The organism is Rhodococcus sp. IEGM1339 (assembly GCF_050321925.1).
GTDB classification, from domain to species: domain Bacteria; phylum Actinomycetota; class Actinomycetes; order Mycobacteriales; family Mycobacteriaceae; genus Rhodococcus; species Rhodococcus pyridinivorans.
The window spans coordinates 45,027-61,847 of record NZ_JBNQFT010000002.1 but is presented as its reverse complement, the minus strand read 5'-3'; the positions used below and the strand labels follow the sequence as shown (position 1 = coordinate 61,847).

The 16,821-nt window shown below is 67.9% G+C and carries 13 protein-coding genes and 1 pseudogene; 9 read left to right on the top strand and 5 right to left on the bottom strand.

Going from position 1 to position 16,821, the window contains the following annotated elements; genetic code table 11:
* The first annotated feature begins 72 nt into the window (after positions 1-72).
* The 4 genes from ACQR3U_RS02985 to ACQR3U_RS02970 all read left to right on the top strand — a co-directional run bounded on the left by ACQR3U_RS02985 (position 73) and on the right by ACQR3U_RS02970 (position 4,667).
* Positions 73-1,257 (top strand): acyl-CoA dehydrogenase family protein, encoded by a 1,185-nt coding sequence (locus ACQR3U_RS02985; RefSeq protein WP_006551901.1) that lies wholly within the window; start codon positions 73-75, stop codon positions 1,255-1,257.
* A gap of 15 nt (positions 1,258-1,272) precedes the next feature.
* Positions 1,273-2,388 carry an acyl-CoA dehydrogenase family protein gene (locus ACQR3U_RS02980; protein WP_006551902.1) on the top strand — a complete coding sequence of 372 codons (1,116 nt, stop codon included), beginning with the start codon at positions 1,273-1,275 and terminating at the stop codon, positions 2,386-2,388.
* A 4-nt stretch (positions 2,389-2,392) separates the two neighbouring features.
* Entirely contained in the window at positions 2,393-4,027 is a 1,635-nt protein-coding gene (locus ACQR3U_RS02975; protein ID WP_230809669.1) for a long-chain-fatty-acid--CoA ligase, read from the top strand.
* Positions 4,028-4,280: 253 nt separating this feature from the next.
* On the top strand, positions 4,281-4,667 hold the full coding sequence (locus ACQR3U_RS02970) for a DUF3253 domain-containing protein (RefSeq protein WP_230826403.1): 387 nt from the start codon (positions 4,281-4,283) through the stop codon (positions 4,665-4,667).
* A 16-nt stretch (positions 4,668-4,683) separates the two neighbouring features.
* Here the strand turns inward: ACQR3U_RS02970 and ACQR3U_RS02965 are convergent.
* From ACQR3U_RS02965 to ACQR3U_RS02950, 4 genes and pseudogenes are all read right to left on the bottom strand, one after another.
* Positions 4,684-5,423: pseudogene (locus ACQR3U_RS02965) on the bottom strand (NAD(P)H-dependent flavin oxidoreductase); the annotation flags it as partial.
* Positions 5,424-5,516: 93 nt separating this feature from the next.
* Complete coding sequence (locus tag ACQR3U_RS02960; protein WP_230809667.1) at positions 5,517-6,737, bottom strand: CaiB/BaiF CoA transferase family protein; 1,221 nt, start codon at positions 6,735-6,737, stop codon at positions 5,517-5,519.
* Between the two features lie 276 nt (positions 6,738-7,013).
* The gene (locus ACQR3U_RS02955) at positions 7,014-8,126 is read right to left on the bottom strand and encodes an NAD(P)H-dependent flavin oxidoreductase (protein ID WP_006551907.1); all 1,113 of its coding nucleotides are present in this window, start codon (positions 8,124-8,126) and stop codon (positions 7,014-7,016) included.
* 8 nt (positions 8,127-8,134) lie between these two features.
* The gene (locus ACQR3U_RS02950; protein WP_230809666.1) at positions 8,135-9,802 is read right to left on the bottom strand and encodes an acyl-CoA synthetase; all 1,668 of its coding nucleotides are present in this window, start codon (positions 9,800-9,802) and stop codon (positions 8,135-8,137) included.
* A 45-nt stretch (positions 9,803-9,847) separates the two neighbouring features.
* On the opposite strand from ACQR3U_RS02950, the gene ACQR3U_RS02945 reads away from it, so the two are divergent.
* Entirely contained in the window at positions 9,848-10,735 is an 888-nt protein-coding gene (locus ACQR3U_RS02945; protein WP_230809665.1) for a crotonase/enoyl-CoA hydratase family protein, read from the top strand.
* Between the two features lie 141 nt (positions 10,736-10,876).
* On the top strand, positions 10,877-12,406 hold the full coding sequence (locus tag ACQR3U_RS02940; RefSeq protein WP_230809664.1) for an AMP-binding protein: 1,530 nt from the start codon (positions 10,877-10,879) through the stop codon (positions 12,404-12,406).
* A 60-nt stretch (positions 12,407-12,466) separates the two neighbouring features.
* Here the strand turns inward: ACQR3U_RS02940 and ACQR3U_RS02935 are convergent, their stop codons facing one another.
* Positions 12,467-13,504, bottom strand: coding sequence for an LLM class F420-dependent oxidoreductase (locus tag ACQR3U_RS02935; protein ID WP_230809663.1), 1,038 nt, complete (start codon positions 13,502-13,504; stop codon positions 12,467-12,469).
* A gap of 90 nt (positions 13,505-13,594) precedes the next feature.
* On the opposite strand from ACQR3U_RS02935, the gene ACQR3U_RS02930 reads away from it, so the two are divergent.
* The 3 genes from ACQR3U_RS02930 to ACQR3U_RS02920 are packed head-to-tail and all read left to right on the top strand — an operon-like array spanning position 13,595 to position 16,816.
* The gene (locus ACQR3U_RS02930; RefSeq protein ID WP_220666507.1) at positions 13,595-14,566 is read left to right on the top strand and encodes a Zn-ribbon domain-containing OB-fold protein; all 972 of its coding nucleotides are present in this window, start codon (positions 13,595-13,597) and stop codon (positions 14,564-14,566) included.
* Between the two features lie 13 nt (positions 14,567-14,579).
* The gene (locus ACQR3U_RS02925) at positions 14,580-15,641 is read left to right on the top strand and encodes a thiolase domain-containing protein (RefSeq protein ID WP_019290103.1); all 1,062 of its coding nucleotides are present in this window, start codon (positions 14,580-14,582) and stop codon (positions 15,639-15,641) included.
* On the top strand, positions 15,641-16,816 hold the full coding sequence (locus tag ACQR3U_RS02920; RefSeq protein WP_230809662.1) for a thiolase domain-containing protein: 1,176 nt from the start codon (positions 15,641-15,643) through the stop codon (positions 16,814-16,816). The genes ACQR3U_RS02925 and ACQR3U_RS02920 overlap by 1 nt, the downstream gene beginning before the upstream one ends.
* The last annotated feature ends 5 nt before the right edge of the window (positions 16,817-16,821 follow it).

Here is a 16,821-nt window from a genome sequence, read left to right as displayed (position 1 = left end):
TTCTGTGCAATGATTCGCGATGATCCCACAGAGACGATTCGCGGGGACACGCAGCGACGAAACGGAGCGTTCGTGGACATCTCCTACACCCCCGGGCAACAAGCCCTCCGCGAGGAATTGCGGGCCTATTTCGCACAGATCATGACACCCGAGCGCCGCGAGGCGCTCGCGGCCACGACCGGGGAGTACGGCGTCGGCAACGTGTACCGCGAGGTCGTGCAGCAGATGGGCAAGGACGGATGGCTCACCCTCGGCTGGCCCGAGGAGTACGGCGGCCAGAACCGTTCCGCGATGGACCAACTGATCTTCACCGACGAGGCGGCCATCGCCGGCGCGCCCGTCCCGTTCCTCACCATCGATTCCGTCGCGCCGACGATCATGCATTACGGCACGGACGAGCAGAAGGAGTTCTTCCTCCCCCGCATCTCCGCAGGGGAACTGCACTTCTCGATCGGCTACTCCGAGCCGGGCGCCGGCACCGACCTCGCTTCCCTGCGCACCACCGCGGTGCGCGACGGCGACGAGTGGGTCATCAACGGGCAGAAGATGTGGACGAGCCTGATCGCCTACGCCGACTACGTCTGGCTCGCCGCGCGCACCAACCCGGATGTCAAGAAGCACAAGGGGATCAGCGTCTTCATCGTGCCGACCGACACTCCCGGATTCTCGTACACCCCTGTGCACACCATGGCCGGTCCGGACACCAGCGCCACCTACTACCAGGACGTACGCGTCCCGGCGTCCGCACTCGTCGGCGAGGTCGACGGCGGCTGGGCGCTCATCACCAACCAGCTCAACCACGAACGGGTCGCGCTCACCTCCGCCGGCCCCGTGCGCACCGCACTGACCGAGGTCCGGCGCTGGGCGCAGGAGACGCATCTGCCCGACGGGCGACGGGTGATCGACCAGGAATGGGTCCAGATCAACCTGGCACGCGTCCACGCCGAGGCCGAATACCTGCAGCTGATGAACTGGGACATCGCCTCGAGCGCCGGCACGACCCCGCTCGGCCCGGAGGCCGCCTCCGCCAACAAGGTGTTCGGAACCGAATTCGCGACCGAGGCCTACCGGTTGCTCATGGAGGTCCTCGGACCCGCGGCGACTGTACGGCAGAACTCGGCCGGCGCGCTGCTCCGCGGACGGATCGAACGCATGCACCGCAGTTCCCTCATCCTCACCTTCGGTGGCGGCACCAACGAGGTCCAGCGCGACATCATCGCGATGACCGCTCTCGGCCAGCCGCCCGCCAAGCGTTAGATAAGGACGCGCACCGTGGACTTCACCCTTACCGAGGCCCAGCAGGATCTCGCAGAACTGACCCGCAGCATCGTCGCGGACATCGTCACCAACGAGCACCTGCGCACACTCGACGCCTCCGAGGACCGCCTCGACCGCACCCTGTGGGACACGCTCGCATCGTCGGGCGTGCTCGGCGCCGCTCTTCCCGAGTCGCTGGGCGGAGACGGTTACGGCCCGCTCGAGCAGGCGAGCATCCTGCGCGAACTCGGCCGCGGCGTCGCCGCCGTCCCGTACATCGGCTCGATCGCCGCGTGCGCGTCGGCGATCGCGGAGTTCGGCGCCGCCGAGCAGCAGGCTGAGTGGGGACGCCCTGCGGCGACCGGCGAGCAGATCCTCTCCGCCGCGCTCGCCGAGGAACTGAACCCCGATCCCACGACCCCGGCGACCCGGGCGCAGGCCACGGGCGACGGTCACGTGCTCGACGGCGTGAAGATCGTCGTCGACTCGGCGCCGGTCGCCGACGGTTTCCTCGTCCCGGCCACCATCGGCGACTCGGTGTCGGTCTTCCTCGTGCGACCCGACGATCCGGGTGTCTCGATCACCCGTCAGCAGACCACCGACTTCGACAGTCGCGGCATCGTCACCCTCGAGCAGGTCGCGCTCCCGGCCGATCGTGTCCTCGGCACCGACGGCCTCGCCGTGGCGACGTGGTTGCGCGACCGCAGCCTGCTCGGCTCCGCCGCCTACCAGTGCGGCGTCCTCGAGCAGGCGCTCGAGCTCACCGCGCAGTACGCGCGCGAACGCGTCCAGTTCGACCGCCCGATCGGCAGTTTCCAGGCCGTCTCCCAGCGACTCGCCGACGCCTATATCGACGTCAAGGCGGTGCGTCTGACGTTGTGGCAGGCCGCCTTCCGCATGGCTTCGGGTGAGCGTCACGACGACGCCCTGCGCACCGCGGCCTTCTGGGCTGCCGATGCGGGACATCGTGTCGCGCACACCACCGTGCACGTGCACGGCGGTGTCGGACTCGACGAGGACCATCCGGTGCACCGCTACTTCCTCGCGGCCAAGCACCACGAGTTCCTGCTCGGCTCCGCCACCGACCAGTTGCGCGCGCTCGGACGCGAACTCGCCGACGTCCCGGCCTGATCGCATGTCTGCCTTCACCGTCACCGAACTGCTCGAACGACTCGCCGACGTCGACGATCGAGGACTGCGCTTCGAGGAGACCGAGCTGTCCTGGCGCGAACACGTCGCACAGTCCCGGCGACGCGCCGCATTGCTGCGCGACCTGCTCGACGGCCCGGCACCGAAGCACATCGGGATCCTCATGGACAACGTCCCGGAGTTTTCGTTGCTGCTCGGCGCCGCGGCCTTCTCCGGTTCGGTGGTGGTGGGCCTGAACACGACCCGGCGCGGTGCGGCGCTCGCCCGCGACATCGCGCTCGCCGACTGCCGGGTCGTGTTCACCGAGGCCGCACATGCGTCACTGTTCGACGGTGTGGATCTCGGCGACGTGCGGGTGATCGACGTCGACTCCCCCGAGTGGACGGCGATGCTCGCCCCGTTCACCGGCACGGTCGTGGAGACTGCCGCGCATTCCCCCGACGACCTGTTCATGCTGATTTTCACGTCGGGCACGAGCGGCGACCCGAAGGCCGTGCGGTGCACGCACCGCAAGTTCACCGATCCCGCGACGATGCTCGCCACGCGGTTCGGTCTCGGCTCCGACGACACCGTGTACGTGTCGATGCCCCTGTTCCACTCCAACGCGATGATCGCCGGCTGGTCGGTCGGACTCGCCGCGCGCGGCAGCATCGCCCTGCGTCGCCGGTTCTCGGCGTCGGGTTTCCTTCCCGACGTCCGCCGTTACGGCGTGACCTTCGCGAACTACGTCGGCAAACCACTGTCGTACATCGTGGCGACACCCGAACACCCCGACGACCACGACAACCCGCTGCGCATCATGTACGGCAACGAGGCGTCTGCCACCGCCGTCGCCGAGTTCACCCGCCGTTTCGGCGCGCGGGTGGTCGACGGCTTCGGCTCGACCGAGGGCGGCATCGCGATCGCCTCGGCTCCCGACGCCCCGGCCGGATCCCTCGGCAGACTTCCCGAGGGCATCGAGATCCTCGATCCCGAGACGGGGCAACGCTGCCCGGCAGCGGTGTTCGACGCGAACGGCAGGATCACCAACGCCGACGCCGCGACGGGCGAGCTCGTCAACGTGCGCGGTGCCGGTCTGTTCGACGGCTACTACAACAATCCCGAGGCTGACGCCGAACGCCTCCGCGACGGGCGTTATCACAGCGGCGACCTCGCCTACCAGGACGAGAACGGTTTCGTGTACTTCGCCGGGCGCAGTTCGGGCTGGCTCCGGGTGGACGGTGAGAATCTCGGTGCGGCGCCCATCGAGCGCATCCTGATGCGGTACGAGGGCTTCGCTCAGGTCGCGGTGTACGGGGTGCCCGATCGCAACGTCGGCGACCGGGTGATGGCCGCGGTGATCCCTGCGGCGGGCTCCGACTTCGACCCGGTCGCGTTCGCGCGTTTCCTCGATGCACAGACCGATCTCGGCCCCAAGCAGATGCCCGGTCTGATCCGTATCTGCAGCGAGTTCCCCCGCACCGCGACCTTCAAGGTCCTGACCCGTTCTCTGGCCGCCGAACGCTGGTCCTGCAGCGATCCGGTGTGGCTTCGGGAACGTGGCGATTCCGAATTCCGGTTGTTGTCGGACGAACTGGCGCAGCTTCTCGAACCGGCCTCCCTCGGCACTTGTGCGCGATAGCGTCGTCGCCCCTCGGCCGACGCGCTCCCGCGCGTACAGTTGTGCCGCGACGGTGGTTGTTCGGCGACAAGTCCGGAAGGACTTCCGTCGCCGTCGAGTCGAGTGACGGGCGGGACCGATGGACACCGACGGGTCATCCGGAGGGGCGGAGCGCACGCCGGACGGCAGATATGTGGTGGTGAACGGGCGGCGCTGGCGTGCCACCGACCCCACGATTCCTGAACCGTTGCAAAAGCAACTCGTGGCGGAGTTGATGCGCGCTCGGCGTCTCGTGAAGAGCGACGGCGACTCCGCACGGCACCGCGTCCAGGACGCGAAGGTCGCGCTCGGTGAACGCGGGCATCCGTGGTGGGAACCACGCGACGAGTATGCGGATCGTGAACGGCTGGCGGCCACGATCTGCGCGCTGCTCCGGGAACGGGATCCGTCCACCATCTGTCCCAGCGACGCCGCGCGGGTCGCGGGTGGCGACTCGTGGCGCGACCTCATGGACGCCGCACGCTCGGTGGCGGCCGAACTCGAACGCAGCGGCCACGTGGTGATCACGCAGAAGGGCGAGCCGGTGGACATGGAGACGGCACGAGGCCCGATCCGGATTGCACCCGGACCGAACCTCGAGCACCCTCGTCCCTCCCCGTGAGACGAACCCGAGCGGATCAGACGCTCGCGGCCTCGTTCAGCTTCTCCAGCGTGCCGGTCGCCTCGAGGTACTCCTGCACCCAGCGTTCGATGACCGCGGAGGTCTTGTCGACCTTCGTGAACTGCCCGACGACCTGACCGACGGGGTTGAGCGCGACGTCGACCGACTCGTCGGGGTACTTGTGAGTGGCGGCGACGGCCATGACGGAGACCATGTACTGCAACGGCATTTCGAGGGCTTCGGGTTGCCCTCCTGCTCCCACGCCTCAGTCCAGTCGTTGCGGAGCATGCGGCAGGGCTTGCCGGTGAACGAGCGGCTGCGGACGGTGTCGCGGCTGCTCGCCTTGATGTAGGCCTCCTGCTGCGCCGGGGTGTTCTCGGCCTCCTCGACCATGAGCCACTGCGAACCGGTCCACGCACCCTGGGCGCCGAGCGCGAGCGCCGCGGCGATCTGCTGGCCGCTGCCGATATCTCCGGCCGCCAGCACCGGGACCGGCGCGACCTCCTTGACGACTTGCGGCCACAGCACGATCGAGCCGACCTCACCGCAGTGCCCGCCACCTTCGCCGCCCTGGGCGATGATGATGTCGACACCGGCATCGGCGTGCTTGCGGGCCTGCTTCGGCGAACCGCACAGCGCCGCGACCTTGCGACCGGCTTTGTGGATGTGCTCGATCATGTCGGCCGGCGGGGTGCCGAGTGCGTTGGCGATGAGCGTGACCTTCGGATGCTGCAGCGCCACCTCCACCTGCGGGGTGACCTTGCGCGGAAGGTACGCAACAACGGACGAAGGCTCGCAACACCGGTAGTGACTGCCGACGTTGCGAGCCTTCGCCTCGCGTTGCGTACCTCAGATGATTCCGCGCTCGCGCAGTTCCTTCTGCTCGATGTCGCTCAGTCCGAGGATCTCGCCGTAGACCGCCGCGTTGTCGTATCCCGCGACGGGCGGGCCGGCACGACGCACCGAACCCGGCGTCCCGGTGAGCGTCGGCACCACACCGGGGCCGAGTACGTCTGCGCCGGTGCGCTCGTCGTGATGCGGAACGATCATGTCCCGTGCCTGGAACTGCGGATCGGCGACGACCTCCGCGACGGTGTTCACCGGCCCGGACACCACACCCGACGACGACAGGTGCGCCAGCAGGTCGTCGAGCGTCCACGTCGCCGCCCACTCGCCGATGAGGGCGTCGAGCTCGTCCTGGTTCACGCCGCGCGCGAGGTGGTCGGCGAAGCGCGGGTCGTCGGCGAGCTCGGGGCGCTCCATCGCCGCGCACAGGCGACGGAAGACCGTGTCCTGGTTGGCGGCGATGACGATCCACATGTCGTCGGACGTCCGGTACAGGTTCGACGGGGCGATGCCCTCGAGCCGGGTGCCGGAGGGGCCGCGGACGACGCCTGCGACGTCGTAGTCGGGGATCACCGATTCCTGGATCGCGAGGCACGCCTCGGTGAGCGCCACGTCGACGACCTGCCCGCGTCCGGTCCGTTCGCGGCCGAGCAGCGCGGCGAGGATGCCCTGCACGGCGAACATCCCGGCGAGGGAGTCGCCCAGGGAGAGCGCGAGTCGCGGGGGCGCCTGCCCGGGATAGCCGTTCAGGTGCCGCAGACCGCTCTCAGCCTCGGCCACGGACGCGTAGCCGGCCTGCCCGGCCTTGGGACCGGTCTGCCCGTATCCGGAGACGCGAGCCAGCACGATGCCCGGATTGATCTCGGAGAGCAGGTCGTAGCCGAGCCCCCACTTCTCGAGCGTGCCGGGACGGAAGTTCTCGACCACCACGTCGGACTCGGCGACGAGACGCCGGAACAGTTCCTGCCCGTCGGGCGCCCGCAGATCGAGGGTGATGCACCGCTTGTTGCGGGCGTGCACCGTCCAGAAGAAGCGGTGCCCGTCCCGTTCGCCCTGCCCCCAGGTGCGGAGCGGGTCGGGCCGCTTCGGGTCCTCGATCTTGATGACGTCGGCGCCCATGTCGCCGAGCAGGCGTCCTGCATATGGCCCGGCGATCAGGGTGCCCAGTTCGAGCACCCTGATGTCCGTGAGCGCTCCGGTTGCCTGCGACTCGGCCTGTGTCACTGCGTCTTCCGTCCTCTGCTCGGTAACCGAGGTGAACGGCCTCCTCCTCGGTGAACGCTTCGAGTCCGCTGCGGTGCGGTTCACGACCGGTACCGCTCGCGTCACGTCCACCCCAGGGTAGTGCCGGATCGGGCACACCTCAGCCGTCGACCCCCACCCCCGACCGCCGCTGCCCCCCCTGTCCGGCGACACCCCGGCCGACGCAGATCCCGGAAAGGGACGGTGCCCGGGGCGGATCACTCCACCCCGGGCACCTGCCACCCCACCACTGTGGTCCTATCGCGCCTCGTTCAGCCGATCGACGGCCTCGTCGTAGCCCCGCACGAGGTCGGCCATGATCTCCGCGACGGGACGGATCTCGTTCATCCGCCCCACCACCTGCCCGACCGGCATCGCGACGGCCTCGGGGTCATCGGCCGCCGACATGCGCTGATGCGCCTCGCTCACCAGGATGTTCTGTAGCGGCATCGGCAGCGGTTCGGGCGCACCGGGTTTCGACCACGCCTCCGTCCACTTGGTCTTGAGCAGACGCGCGGGCTTTCCCGAATAGATCCGCGACCGCACGGTGTCGGACGAGCTCGCTCCGAGCAACGCGCGCTGGATCGACGACGGACCGTGCGCGGCCGCCCCGAGCTTGTATTCCGAGGTGGTGAGCCAGTACGAACCCATCCACACACCGGAGGCGCCGAGGGCCAGCGCCGCCGCGACCTGCCGTCCCGATCCCACACCACCGGCGGCGAGCACTGCCGCGGAATCGCCGAGCGCGTCGACGATTTCGGGCCACAGCACCAGCGATGCGATCTCACCCGTGTGCCCTCCGGCCTCGTAGCCCTGCGCGATCACGATGTCGACACCGTTCTCGACGTGCCGCTTCGCGTGCTCGACCGCACCCGCGAGTGCCGCGACCGGCACTCCCTTCTCGTGCGCGAGGTCGATGACGTCCTTCGGCGGCGACCCCAGGGCGTTGGCGATCAGGGCGGGCCGGTGTGCGAGTGCCACGTCGACGTGCGAACGCGCGACCGAATGCAGCCAGCCCAGAACACCGCTCGCCTTGCCGACGTCGTCGGACAGCGGCGGCACACCAAGTTCTTCGAGCGTGCGGTTGACGAAGGCACGGTGTTCGGCGGGGATCAGTTTGTCGAGGTCCACCGCGGTGCCTTCGGTGGGCACCTTGGCGGGCATCACGATGTCGACGCCGTACGGTTTGCCGTCGGTGTTCTCGTCCATCCAGGTCAGGACGGCGTCGAGTTCCTCCGGGTCGTTGAACCGCACACACCCGAGGACACCGAGTCCACCCGCGCGGCTGATCGCCGCCGCGACGTGTTCGGAAGGCGTGAATCCGAAGATCGGATACTCGATACCGAACTTCTTGCTGAGGCCGGTCTGCATGCGTCCTTCTATCCCGTCGCCGCGGCGCCGTTGCCGTCGCCGTTGTTGTAGACCTCGTCGGCCGGACGCAATCCGGTCTGGTCCTTGGCCCACCGGTAGTCGGGCTTGCCGGCCGGCGACCGCTTGATCTCGTCGACGAACCACACCGCGCGCGGCACCTTGTACCCTGCGATCTTCGACCGTGCCGTCGTCATGAGTTCGTCGAGCGGCGTCGGCTCGCCCTCGCGCAGGGCGACGACGGCGCAGACCCGCTCGCCGAAGCGCTCGTCCGGCACACCGACCACCAGGGCGTCGAAGACCGCCGGGTGCTGCTTGAGTGCGCCCTCGACCTCTTCGGGGTAGACCTTCTCGCCGCCGCTGTTGATCGAGACCGAACCGCGGCCGAGCATTGTGACGGTGCCGTCACCCTCGACGCGCGCGTAGTCACCGGGGATCGAGTAGCGGATCCCGTTGTACTCGCGGAAGGTCGCCTTGGTCTTGGCTTCGTCCTTGTAGTAGCCGAGCGGGATGTTGCCGGTGCGCGCGACCATGCCGACCTTTCCGGAACCCGGTTCGATCGGGTTGCCGTCGTCGTCGAGGACGGTGGTCGACTCGTCGATCTTCACCGTGGGGCCGCCGCCGAGGGTCTTGCCCTTCTCGGCGATGCCGATGCCACCGAAGCCGGTCTCGGACGAGCCGATGGAGTCGGTGATGATCTTGCCGGGCAGCAGGTCGAGGAAACGGTCCTTGATGGACGGGGAGAACAGGGCCGCACTCGATGCCATGGCGAACAGGGTCGAGAGGTCGTAGGGCTGACCGGTTGCCGGGTTGCCCTCCTCCAGTGCGTCGAGCATGGGGCGGGCCATGGCGTCGCCGGTGATGAAGATGACGTTGACCTTGTGGTCGTCGATGATGCGCCACACCTCGTGGCCCGAGAACTCGGGGTGCATGACCACCTTGCCGCCGCTGAACAACGACTGGAACAGCGCCCACTGGGCGCCACCGTGGATCATCGGCGGGATGGGATAGCGCACGAGACCGGGATTCTCGGCGCCCTCCTTCGCCAGCTGCCATTCGTCCTTGACCCATTCCCCGGTCATGAAGTTGATACCGCCGCCGAGGACGCGCCACACGTCCTCGTGACGCCACAGCACGCCCTTGGGGTGACCGGTGGTGCCGCCGGTGTAGAGCATGTAGATGTCGTCGGCGCTGCGGTCTTCGAAGTCGCGTTCCGGGTTGCTCTGCGCCAGTGCCGCTTCGTATTCGATGCCGCTATAGGCCGAGAAGTCGACGTCGGTGCCGTCCTCGACCACCACGACGGTCTTCACCAGCGGAGTGTTCGGCAGGACGTTCGCGACCTTGTCGGAGTAGCGACGTTCGTGGACGAGCGCGACCATGTCGGAGTTGTCGAAGATGTACTGCAACTCGTTCTCGACATAGCGGTAGTTGACGTTGATCATGATCGCGCGGATCTTGAAGACCGCGATCATCGCCTCTACGGCCTCGATGGTGTTGCGCGAGTAGATGCCGACCTTGTCGCCCGGCTTCACACCTTGTTCGCGCAGGTAATGAGCAAGTCGGTTGGCTCGTTCCTCCAGCTGTGCGTAGGTGACCTCACGTCCGTCCGAGGCCAGCGCGACGCGCTCGGGAACGAGGTCGATTGCGTGTTCGACGAGGTCTGCGATGTTTAGGGCCACACTGACAAAAGTAGAACGTGTTACCGTTTCTGACAAGACCTGCATATGATCCAGTTCACAATCCCGCGAGGAGTCCCGCCAGTGTCCGCTACCGAAGCCCCCGGCGCAGCCGATTCGGACATTTCGTCCCGCGCACCGCATTGCCTCGTCGAGCAACGCGGCCACGTTCTGATCGTCACTCTCAACCGCCCCGAGGCACGAAATGCGCTGTCCGGCGAAATGATGGCGATCATGAACGAGGCCTGGGATCGCGTCGACAACGATCCCGAGATCCGCGTCGCGATCCTCACCGGCGCCGGTGGAGCGTTCTGCGCGGGTGCCGATCTCAAGGCCATGAATGCAGCGCCTCCCGGAGACAAGTTCGAGCAGGGCGAGCGGAGCAACGGCGGTGGGTGGGATCTCAGTCGGCTCCCCGCACTACTGAAGGGCCGCCGTCTGACGAAGCCACTCATCGCGGCCGTCGAGGGTGCCGCCATCGCCGGTGGCACCGAGATCCTGCAGGGCACCGACATCCGTGTCGCCGGCGAGAGCGCGAAATTCGGCGTCTCCGAAGCGAAGTGGGGATTGTTCCCGCTCGGCGGATCCGCCGTGCGCCTCGTCCGGCAGATCCCGTACACGATCGCCGCCGACATCCTGCTCACGGGCCGCCACATCAAGGCCGCCGAGGCCAAGGAGATCGGGCTCATCGGCTACGTCGTCCCCGACGGCACCGCACTCGACAAGGCCCTCGAGATCGCCGAGACGATCGCGAACAACGGCCCGGTCGCCGTGCAGGCCATCCTCCGGACCATCCGCGACGCGGAAGGTCTGCACGAGGAGGAGGCGTTCCGGATCGACGCCGAACTGGGCGCCGCCGTCTTCAAGAGCGCCGACGCCAAGGAGGGGCCGCGGGCGTTCGCGGAGAAGCGCGCCCCGAAGTTCTCGGGTTCCTGACCTGCGCCACTGTGGACCGCACTCCCACCCGTGAGAGCACGGTCACAACCATCTCCTTAGCTCTGCTACATTGTCGGCCGTGATCCAGACCACAAGATCACAGTGTTCGTCGAGGCGATGTCGAGGCAATGAGGAGCCCCCATGTATCCAGGAGTGCACGCCCGCACCGCCCCGGACAAGCTCGCCGTCGTCCTGGCCGACAGTGGCCGGAGCCTGACCTACCGCGAACTCGACGACCGGTCAGCGGCGCTCGCCCGAGTGCTGCACGATGCCGGGCTCCGCCCCGGCGACGTCGTCGCCCTCCTCACCGACAACCGGCCGGAGGCATTCGAGGTGTTCTGGGCCGCAATGCGGTCCGGGCTGTACATCACGGCGGTCAACAGCCACCTCACCGCCGGCGAGGTGGCGTACATCGTCGAGGACAGCGGCGCGAAGGCTCTGATCGTCTCGACGACGCTGGGTGAGCTTTCCGAACAGGTCGGCGAGAAGGTCACGATCGGTTCCGCGCGACTCGCGTTCGGCGGCGCCGTGCGCGGTTTCGAGTCGTACGAGGACGCCCTCGCCGGGGCCGGTCCGCGGCTCGAGGAGGAACCGTGCGGCGCCAGCATGCTGTACTCGTCCGGAACCACGGGCTTCCCCAAGGGAATCCAGCCGGATCTCCCGGAACGTCGCGTCGACGAACCCGGTGAGCCGCTGGTGACGGTGGCACAGTTCCTCTTCGGCCTCACCGACTCCGACGTCTACTACTCCCCCGCCCCGATCTATCACGCAGCGCCTCTGCGCTGGGGTGGGGCGATCCACGCGCTCGGCGGCACGGTGGTCCTGGCCGAGAAGTTCGACGCCGAGACCGCGCTCCGGCACATCGAGGAGCACAAGATCACCGCCGGGCAGATGGTGCCGACGATGTTCGTCCGCATGCTCAAGCTCGACGACGAGATCCGTGCCCGCCACGACCTGTCGAGTCTGCGCGTGCTCGTCCACGCCGCCGCGCCGTGCCCGCCGGAGGTCAAGCGGTCGATGATCGACTGGCTCGGACCGGTGATCTACGAGTACTACAGCTCCACCGAGGCCAACGGGATCACGTTCATCAACAGCCAGGCATGGCTCGAACACCCGGGTTCGGTCGGCAAGAGCGTGCTCGGGCCCGCACACATCTGCGACGAGGAAGGGCGGGAACTCCCGGCCGGTGAGGTGGGGACCATCTACCTCGAGTACGAGAAGGTTCCGTTCTCGTACCACAACGATCCCGAGAAGACCGCGGCGTCGCAGCATCCCGAGCATCCCACATGGACCACGGTCGGCGACCTCGGTTACCTCGACGAGGACGGTTATCTGTATCTGACCGACCGCAAGTCGTTCACGATCATCTCCGGCGGAGTGAACATCTATCCGCAGGAGATCGAGAACGTGCTCGCCCTGCACCCGGCCGTCGAGGACGTCGCCGTCATCGGCGTACCCCATCCGGAGATGGGCGAGGAGGTCAAGGCCGTCGTGCAGGTGTCGTCCGGTGCCACCACATCACCCGATCTCGCCGACGACCTCATCGCGTACGTCCGCGAGCGGGTCGCCCACTTCAAGGTGCCGCGGTCGGTGGACTTCGTCGACGAACTGCCCCGCACCCCCACGGGCAAGCTGGTGAAGGGCAAGCTGAAGGCGGCCTACGCCTCCTGACGCCCCGCCCGCGGCGGGCGGAAACCGTCCTCACGGAAGGGTTTCCGCCCGCGGCGGCATCTAGCGCAGCACCACCTCGGCGATCGTGCGCACCTGGTCGACATCGCGACAACCGACCAGCAGCATCGTCACGCCGGCCGCCTCCCAGCGCTTCACACCCTCGCGCACCTCGTCGGCATTGCCGACGATCATCGCCTCGGTGACCATCTCGTCCGGGATCACTGCCGCCGCCTCGTCCTTACGGCCGGCACGGAACAGCGCGGTCACCTCGTCGACCACGGCCTCGTATCCCATCCGCCGGTAGACCTGCGCGTGGAAGTTCAACTCCGGCGCACCCATTCCGCCGACATACAGCGCGGTCACCGGTTTCATCGCCGCGATCGTCCCTGCGCGATCGTCCGTGATCACCACCTGGCAGGTCGCCGCGATCTCGAAGTCCTCACGGGTGCGTCGGGCGCCCGGCCGGGCGAACCCCTCGTCGAGCCACTCGTCGTACATCGACGCCAGGCGCGGGGTGTAGTAGATCGCGAGCCAGCCGTCGGCGATCTCGGCGGTGAGCGCGACGTTCTTCGGACCTTCGGCACCGATCCAGATCGGGATGTCCGACCGCAGCGGATACGTGATGGGCTTGAGCGGTTTACCGAGCCCGGTTGATCCGGCGCCCGCGTAGGGCAGCGGGAAGTGCGGTCCGTCGCCGGTCACCGGCGCTTCGCGCGCGAGCACCTTGCGGATCACGTCGACGTACTCGCGGGTCCGTGCGAGGGGCTTGGCGAACGGCTGGCCGTACCAGCCCTCCACCACCTGCGGCCCCGAGACGCCGAGACCGAGGATGTGCCTGCCCTTCGAGAGGTGATCGAGCGTCAGCGCGTGCATCGCGCAACTCGTCGGAGTACGCGCGGAGATCTGCACGACGGACGTGCCGAGCCGCACCCGTTCGGTGGACGAGCCCCACCAGGCCAGCGGCGTGAACGCGTCCGATCCCCACGATTCGGCGGCGAAGACGGCGTCGAATCCTTCGGCCTCGGCCGCAGCAACGACTTCCGGTGCGTTCGAGGGCGGCTGAGCACCCCAGTAGCCGAGTTGCAGTCCCAGTTTCATTGGACGCCTTTCCTGTCGGGCGAATCGTGGAGAGATGCAGTTCGCGCGCCGCTCTTGCCAGCACCACTAGAACCTGTTCTACTCGAAATTGTGAGCCTGGGAAAGAGCGCGGTTGCCGAGCCACCGCTGAGCGCACCGCTGAATCTGAAGTTCGACTACACACGATCCACCGGGCCGACCGTCGGAGCCTTCGTCACCGGATTGCGCGACGGCCGCATTCTCGGCGCCCGCGGATCCGACGGACGGGTCCTCGTCCCACCCCCCGAATACGACGCGGTCACCCATGAACCACTCACCGATGTCGTCGAGGTCGGACAGACCGGCACCGTGATGAGCTGGACGTGGAACGCCGAACCGCTGCCCGGACAGCCCTTCGACCGGCCCTTCGCCTGGGCACTGATCCGCCTCGACGGCACCGACACCGCACTCCTGCACGCCGTCGACGTCGGCTCCCCGGACGACATCGAGACGGGTCTGCGTGTACGTGTGCGGTGGGCCGCCGAACGCACCGGCGACATCCACGACATCGAGGCGTTCGAACCCGGCGAGGCGACGATCACCGTCGCAGCGGCCGAGGGTGATCCGGTCACGATGATCACCACTCCCGTCGACCTGGACTACCGGCACTCCGCCTCCCCCGAGGAATCCTGGTACCTGCGAGGGTTGAAGGACGGCAGGATCATCGGTGGCCGCACCGGCCCGGGCGGGAAGGTCTACGTGCCCCCGCGCGGTGCGAGCCCCACCGACGGTGTACCGACGAAGGAACCCGTGGAAGTGTCCGACAAGGGCATCGTCACCACCTTCTGCATCGTGAACGTGCCGTTCCTCGGCCAGCAGATCGAGCCGCCCTATGTCGCCGCCTACGTACTGCTCGACGGTGCCGACATCCCGTTCCTGCACCTGATCCTCGAATGCGATGCGTCCGAGGTGCGGATGGGCATGCGTGTCGAAGCGAAATGGCGTCCTCGCGAGGAGTGGGATCACACGCTGCGCAACATCGAGTACTTCCGTCCCACCGGCGAACCCGACGCCGACTACGACACCTTCGAACACCACCTCTGAGAGCGGCGGACACATGACAGACATCGCAGTCGTCGGCTTCGCGCACGCTCCGCACGTGCGCGAGACGTTCGGCACCACCAACGGCGTCGAGATGCTCGTCCCGTGTTTCCAGGAGCTGTACGGCAAGCTCGGCATCACCAAGTCCGACATCGGTTTCTGGTGTTCGGGTTCCTCCGATTACCTTGCCGGACGAGCATTCTCGTTCATCTCGGCGATCGATGCGATCGGCGCCGTCCCGCCCATCAACGAATCGCACGTCGAGATGGATGCGGCCTGGGCGCTCTACGAGGCGTGGGTCAAGCTCATCACGGGTGAGGTCGACACCGCCCTCGTGTACGGCTTCGGCAAGTCCTCGGCCGGCACTCTGCGCCGAACCCTGTCCCTGCAGCTCGATCCGTACCTCGTGGCCCCTCTGGGCGTCGACTCCGTCTCGCTCGCGGGCCTGCAGGCCCGCCTGGGTCTCGAATCCGGTAAGTGGACCGACCGCGAGATGGCGGAGGTCGCGGTCCGTAGCCGCGCCGCCGCCAAGGACAATCCCAAGGCGCAACTCTCCGGCGACTTCGACATCGACGAACTGCTCGCCCAGCCGTACATCGCCGACCCGTTGCGTAAGCACGACTGCGCCCCCGTCACCGACGGCGCGGCCGCGATCGTCCTCGCGACCGGCGACCGGGCGCGCGAGCTGTGCGAGAACCCGGCGTGGATCACCGGGATCGAGCATCGCACCGATTCACCGAACTTCGGCGCACTCGATCTGACCGTCTCACCCTCGACCCGGGCCGCAGCGCAGGCCGTCACCGGCGGGGACACCGCCTTCGACGTCGCCGAGTTGCATGCACCGTTCACGCACCAGGAACTCATCCTGCGCGAGGCGATCGGCCTGGGCGAGTCGACGACGATCAACCCGTCCGGTGGGCCGCTGACGGGCAACCCGATGTTCTCCGGCGGTCTCGAGCGCATCGGTTACGCAGCGCAGGCGATCATGGACGGCACGGCCGGACGTGCACTCGCGCACGCGACGAGCGGTGCTGTGCTGCAACAGAATCTGGTAGCCGTTCTGGAGGGACGCAACTGATGGCGAAGCAACCCGCAGCTGTCCTCGGAACCGGGCAGACCCATTACGTCGCCAAGCGGCACGACGTGTCGATGTCCGGCCTCGTCCGCGAGGCGATCGACCGCGCCATGACGGACGCCCAGGTGGGCTGGGACGACATCGACGCCGTGGTGATCGGCAAGGCCCCCGACCTGTTCGAGGGCGTCATGATGCCCGAACTGTCGATGGTCGACGCCATCGGCGCCACGGGCAAGCCGATGCTGCGCGTGCACACCGCCGGGTCCGTCGGGGGCTCGACGGCGAACGTCGCGGCAAGCCTCGTCCAGGCCGGCGTGCACCGCCGGGTACTCGCGGTGGCCTGGGAGAAGCAGTCCGAGTCGAACGCGATGTGGGCGCTGTCCACACCGGTCCCGTTCACCATGCCGGTCGGTGCCGGCGCGGGCGGCTACTTCGCGCCGCACGTCCGTTCGTACATCCGCCGGTCCGGTGCGCCCGAGCACATCGGGGCGATGGTCGCGGTCAAGGACCGCCTCAACGGCGCGAAGAATCCGTACGCGCATCTGAAGCAGCCCGAGATCACCCTCGAGAAGGTGCAGGCCTCGCAGATGCTGTGGGATCCGATCCGGTACGACGAGACGTGCCCGTCGTCCGACGGTGCGTGCGCGGTCGTGCTCGGCGACGAGGACACCGCGAAGGCCGCCGAGGAGGCCGGCCGCCGGGTGGCGTGGATCCATGCCACGGCGATGCGCACCGAACCCACCACCTACGCCGGGCGCGATCAGGTGAATCCGGAGGCCGGACGGGTCGCTGCCGCAGCACTGTGGAAGCAGGCCGGTATCACCGATCCGCTCGGCGAGATCGACTGCGCCGAGATCTACGTGCCGTTCTCGTGGTTCGAGCCGATGTGGCTCGAGAACCTCGGTTTCGCGTCCGAGGGGTCGGGGTGGAAACTCACCGAGGCCGGCGAGACGGCGATCGGCGGTCGGCTTCCGGTCAACATGTCCGGCGGCGTGCTCTGCTCCAACCCCATCGGGGCATCGGGCATGATCCGGTTCGCCGAAGCCGCGATCCAGGTGATGGGCACGGCGGGAGATCACCAGGTCGACGGCGCCCGCAAGGCACTCGGACATGCCTACGGCGGTGGATCCCAGTACTTCTCCATGTGGGTGGTGGGCTCCGACCGGCCCACGAATTAGGAGGC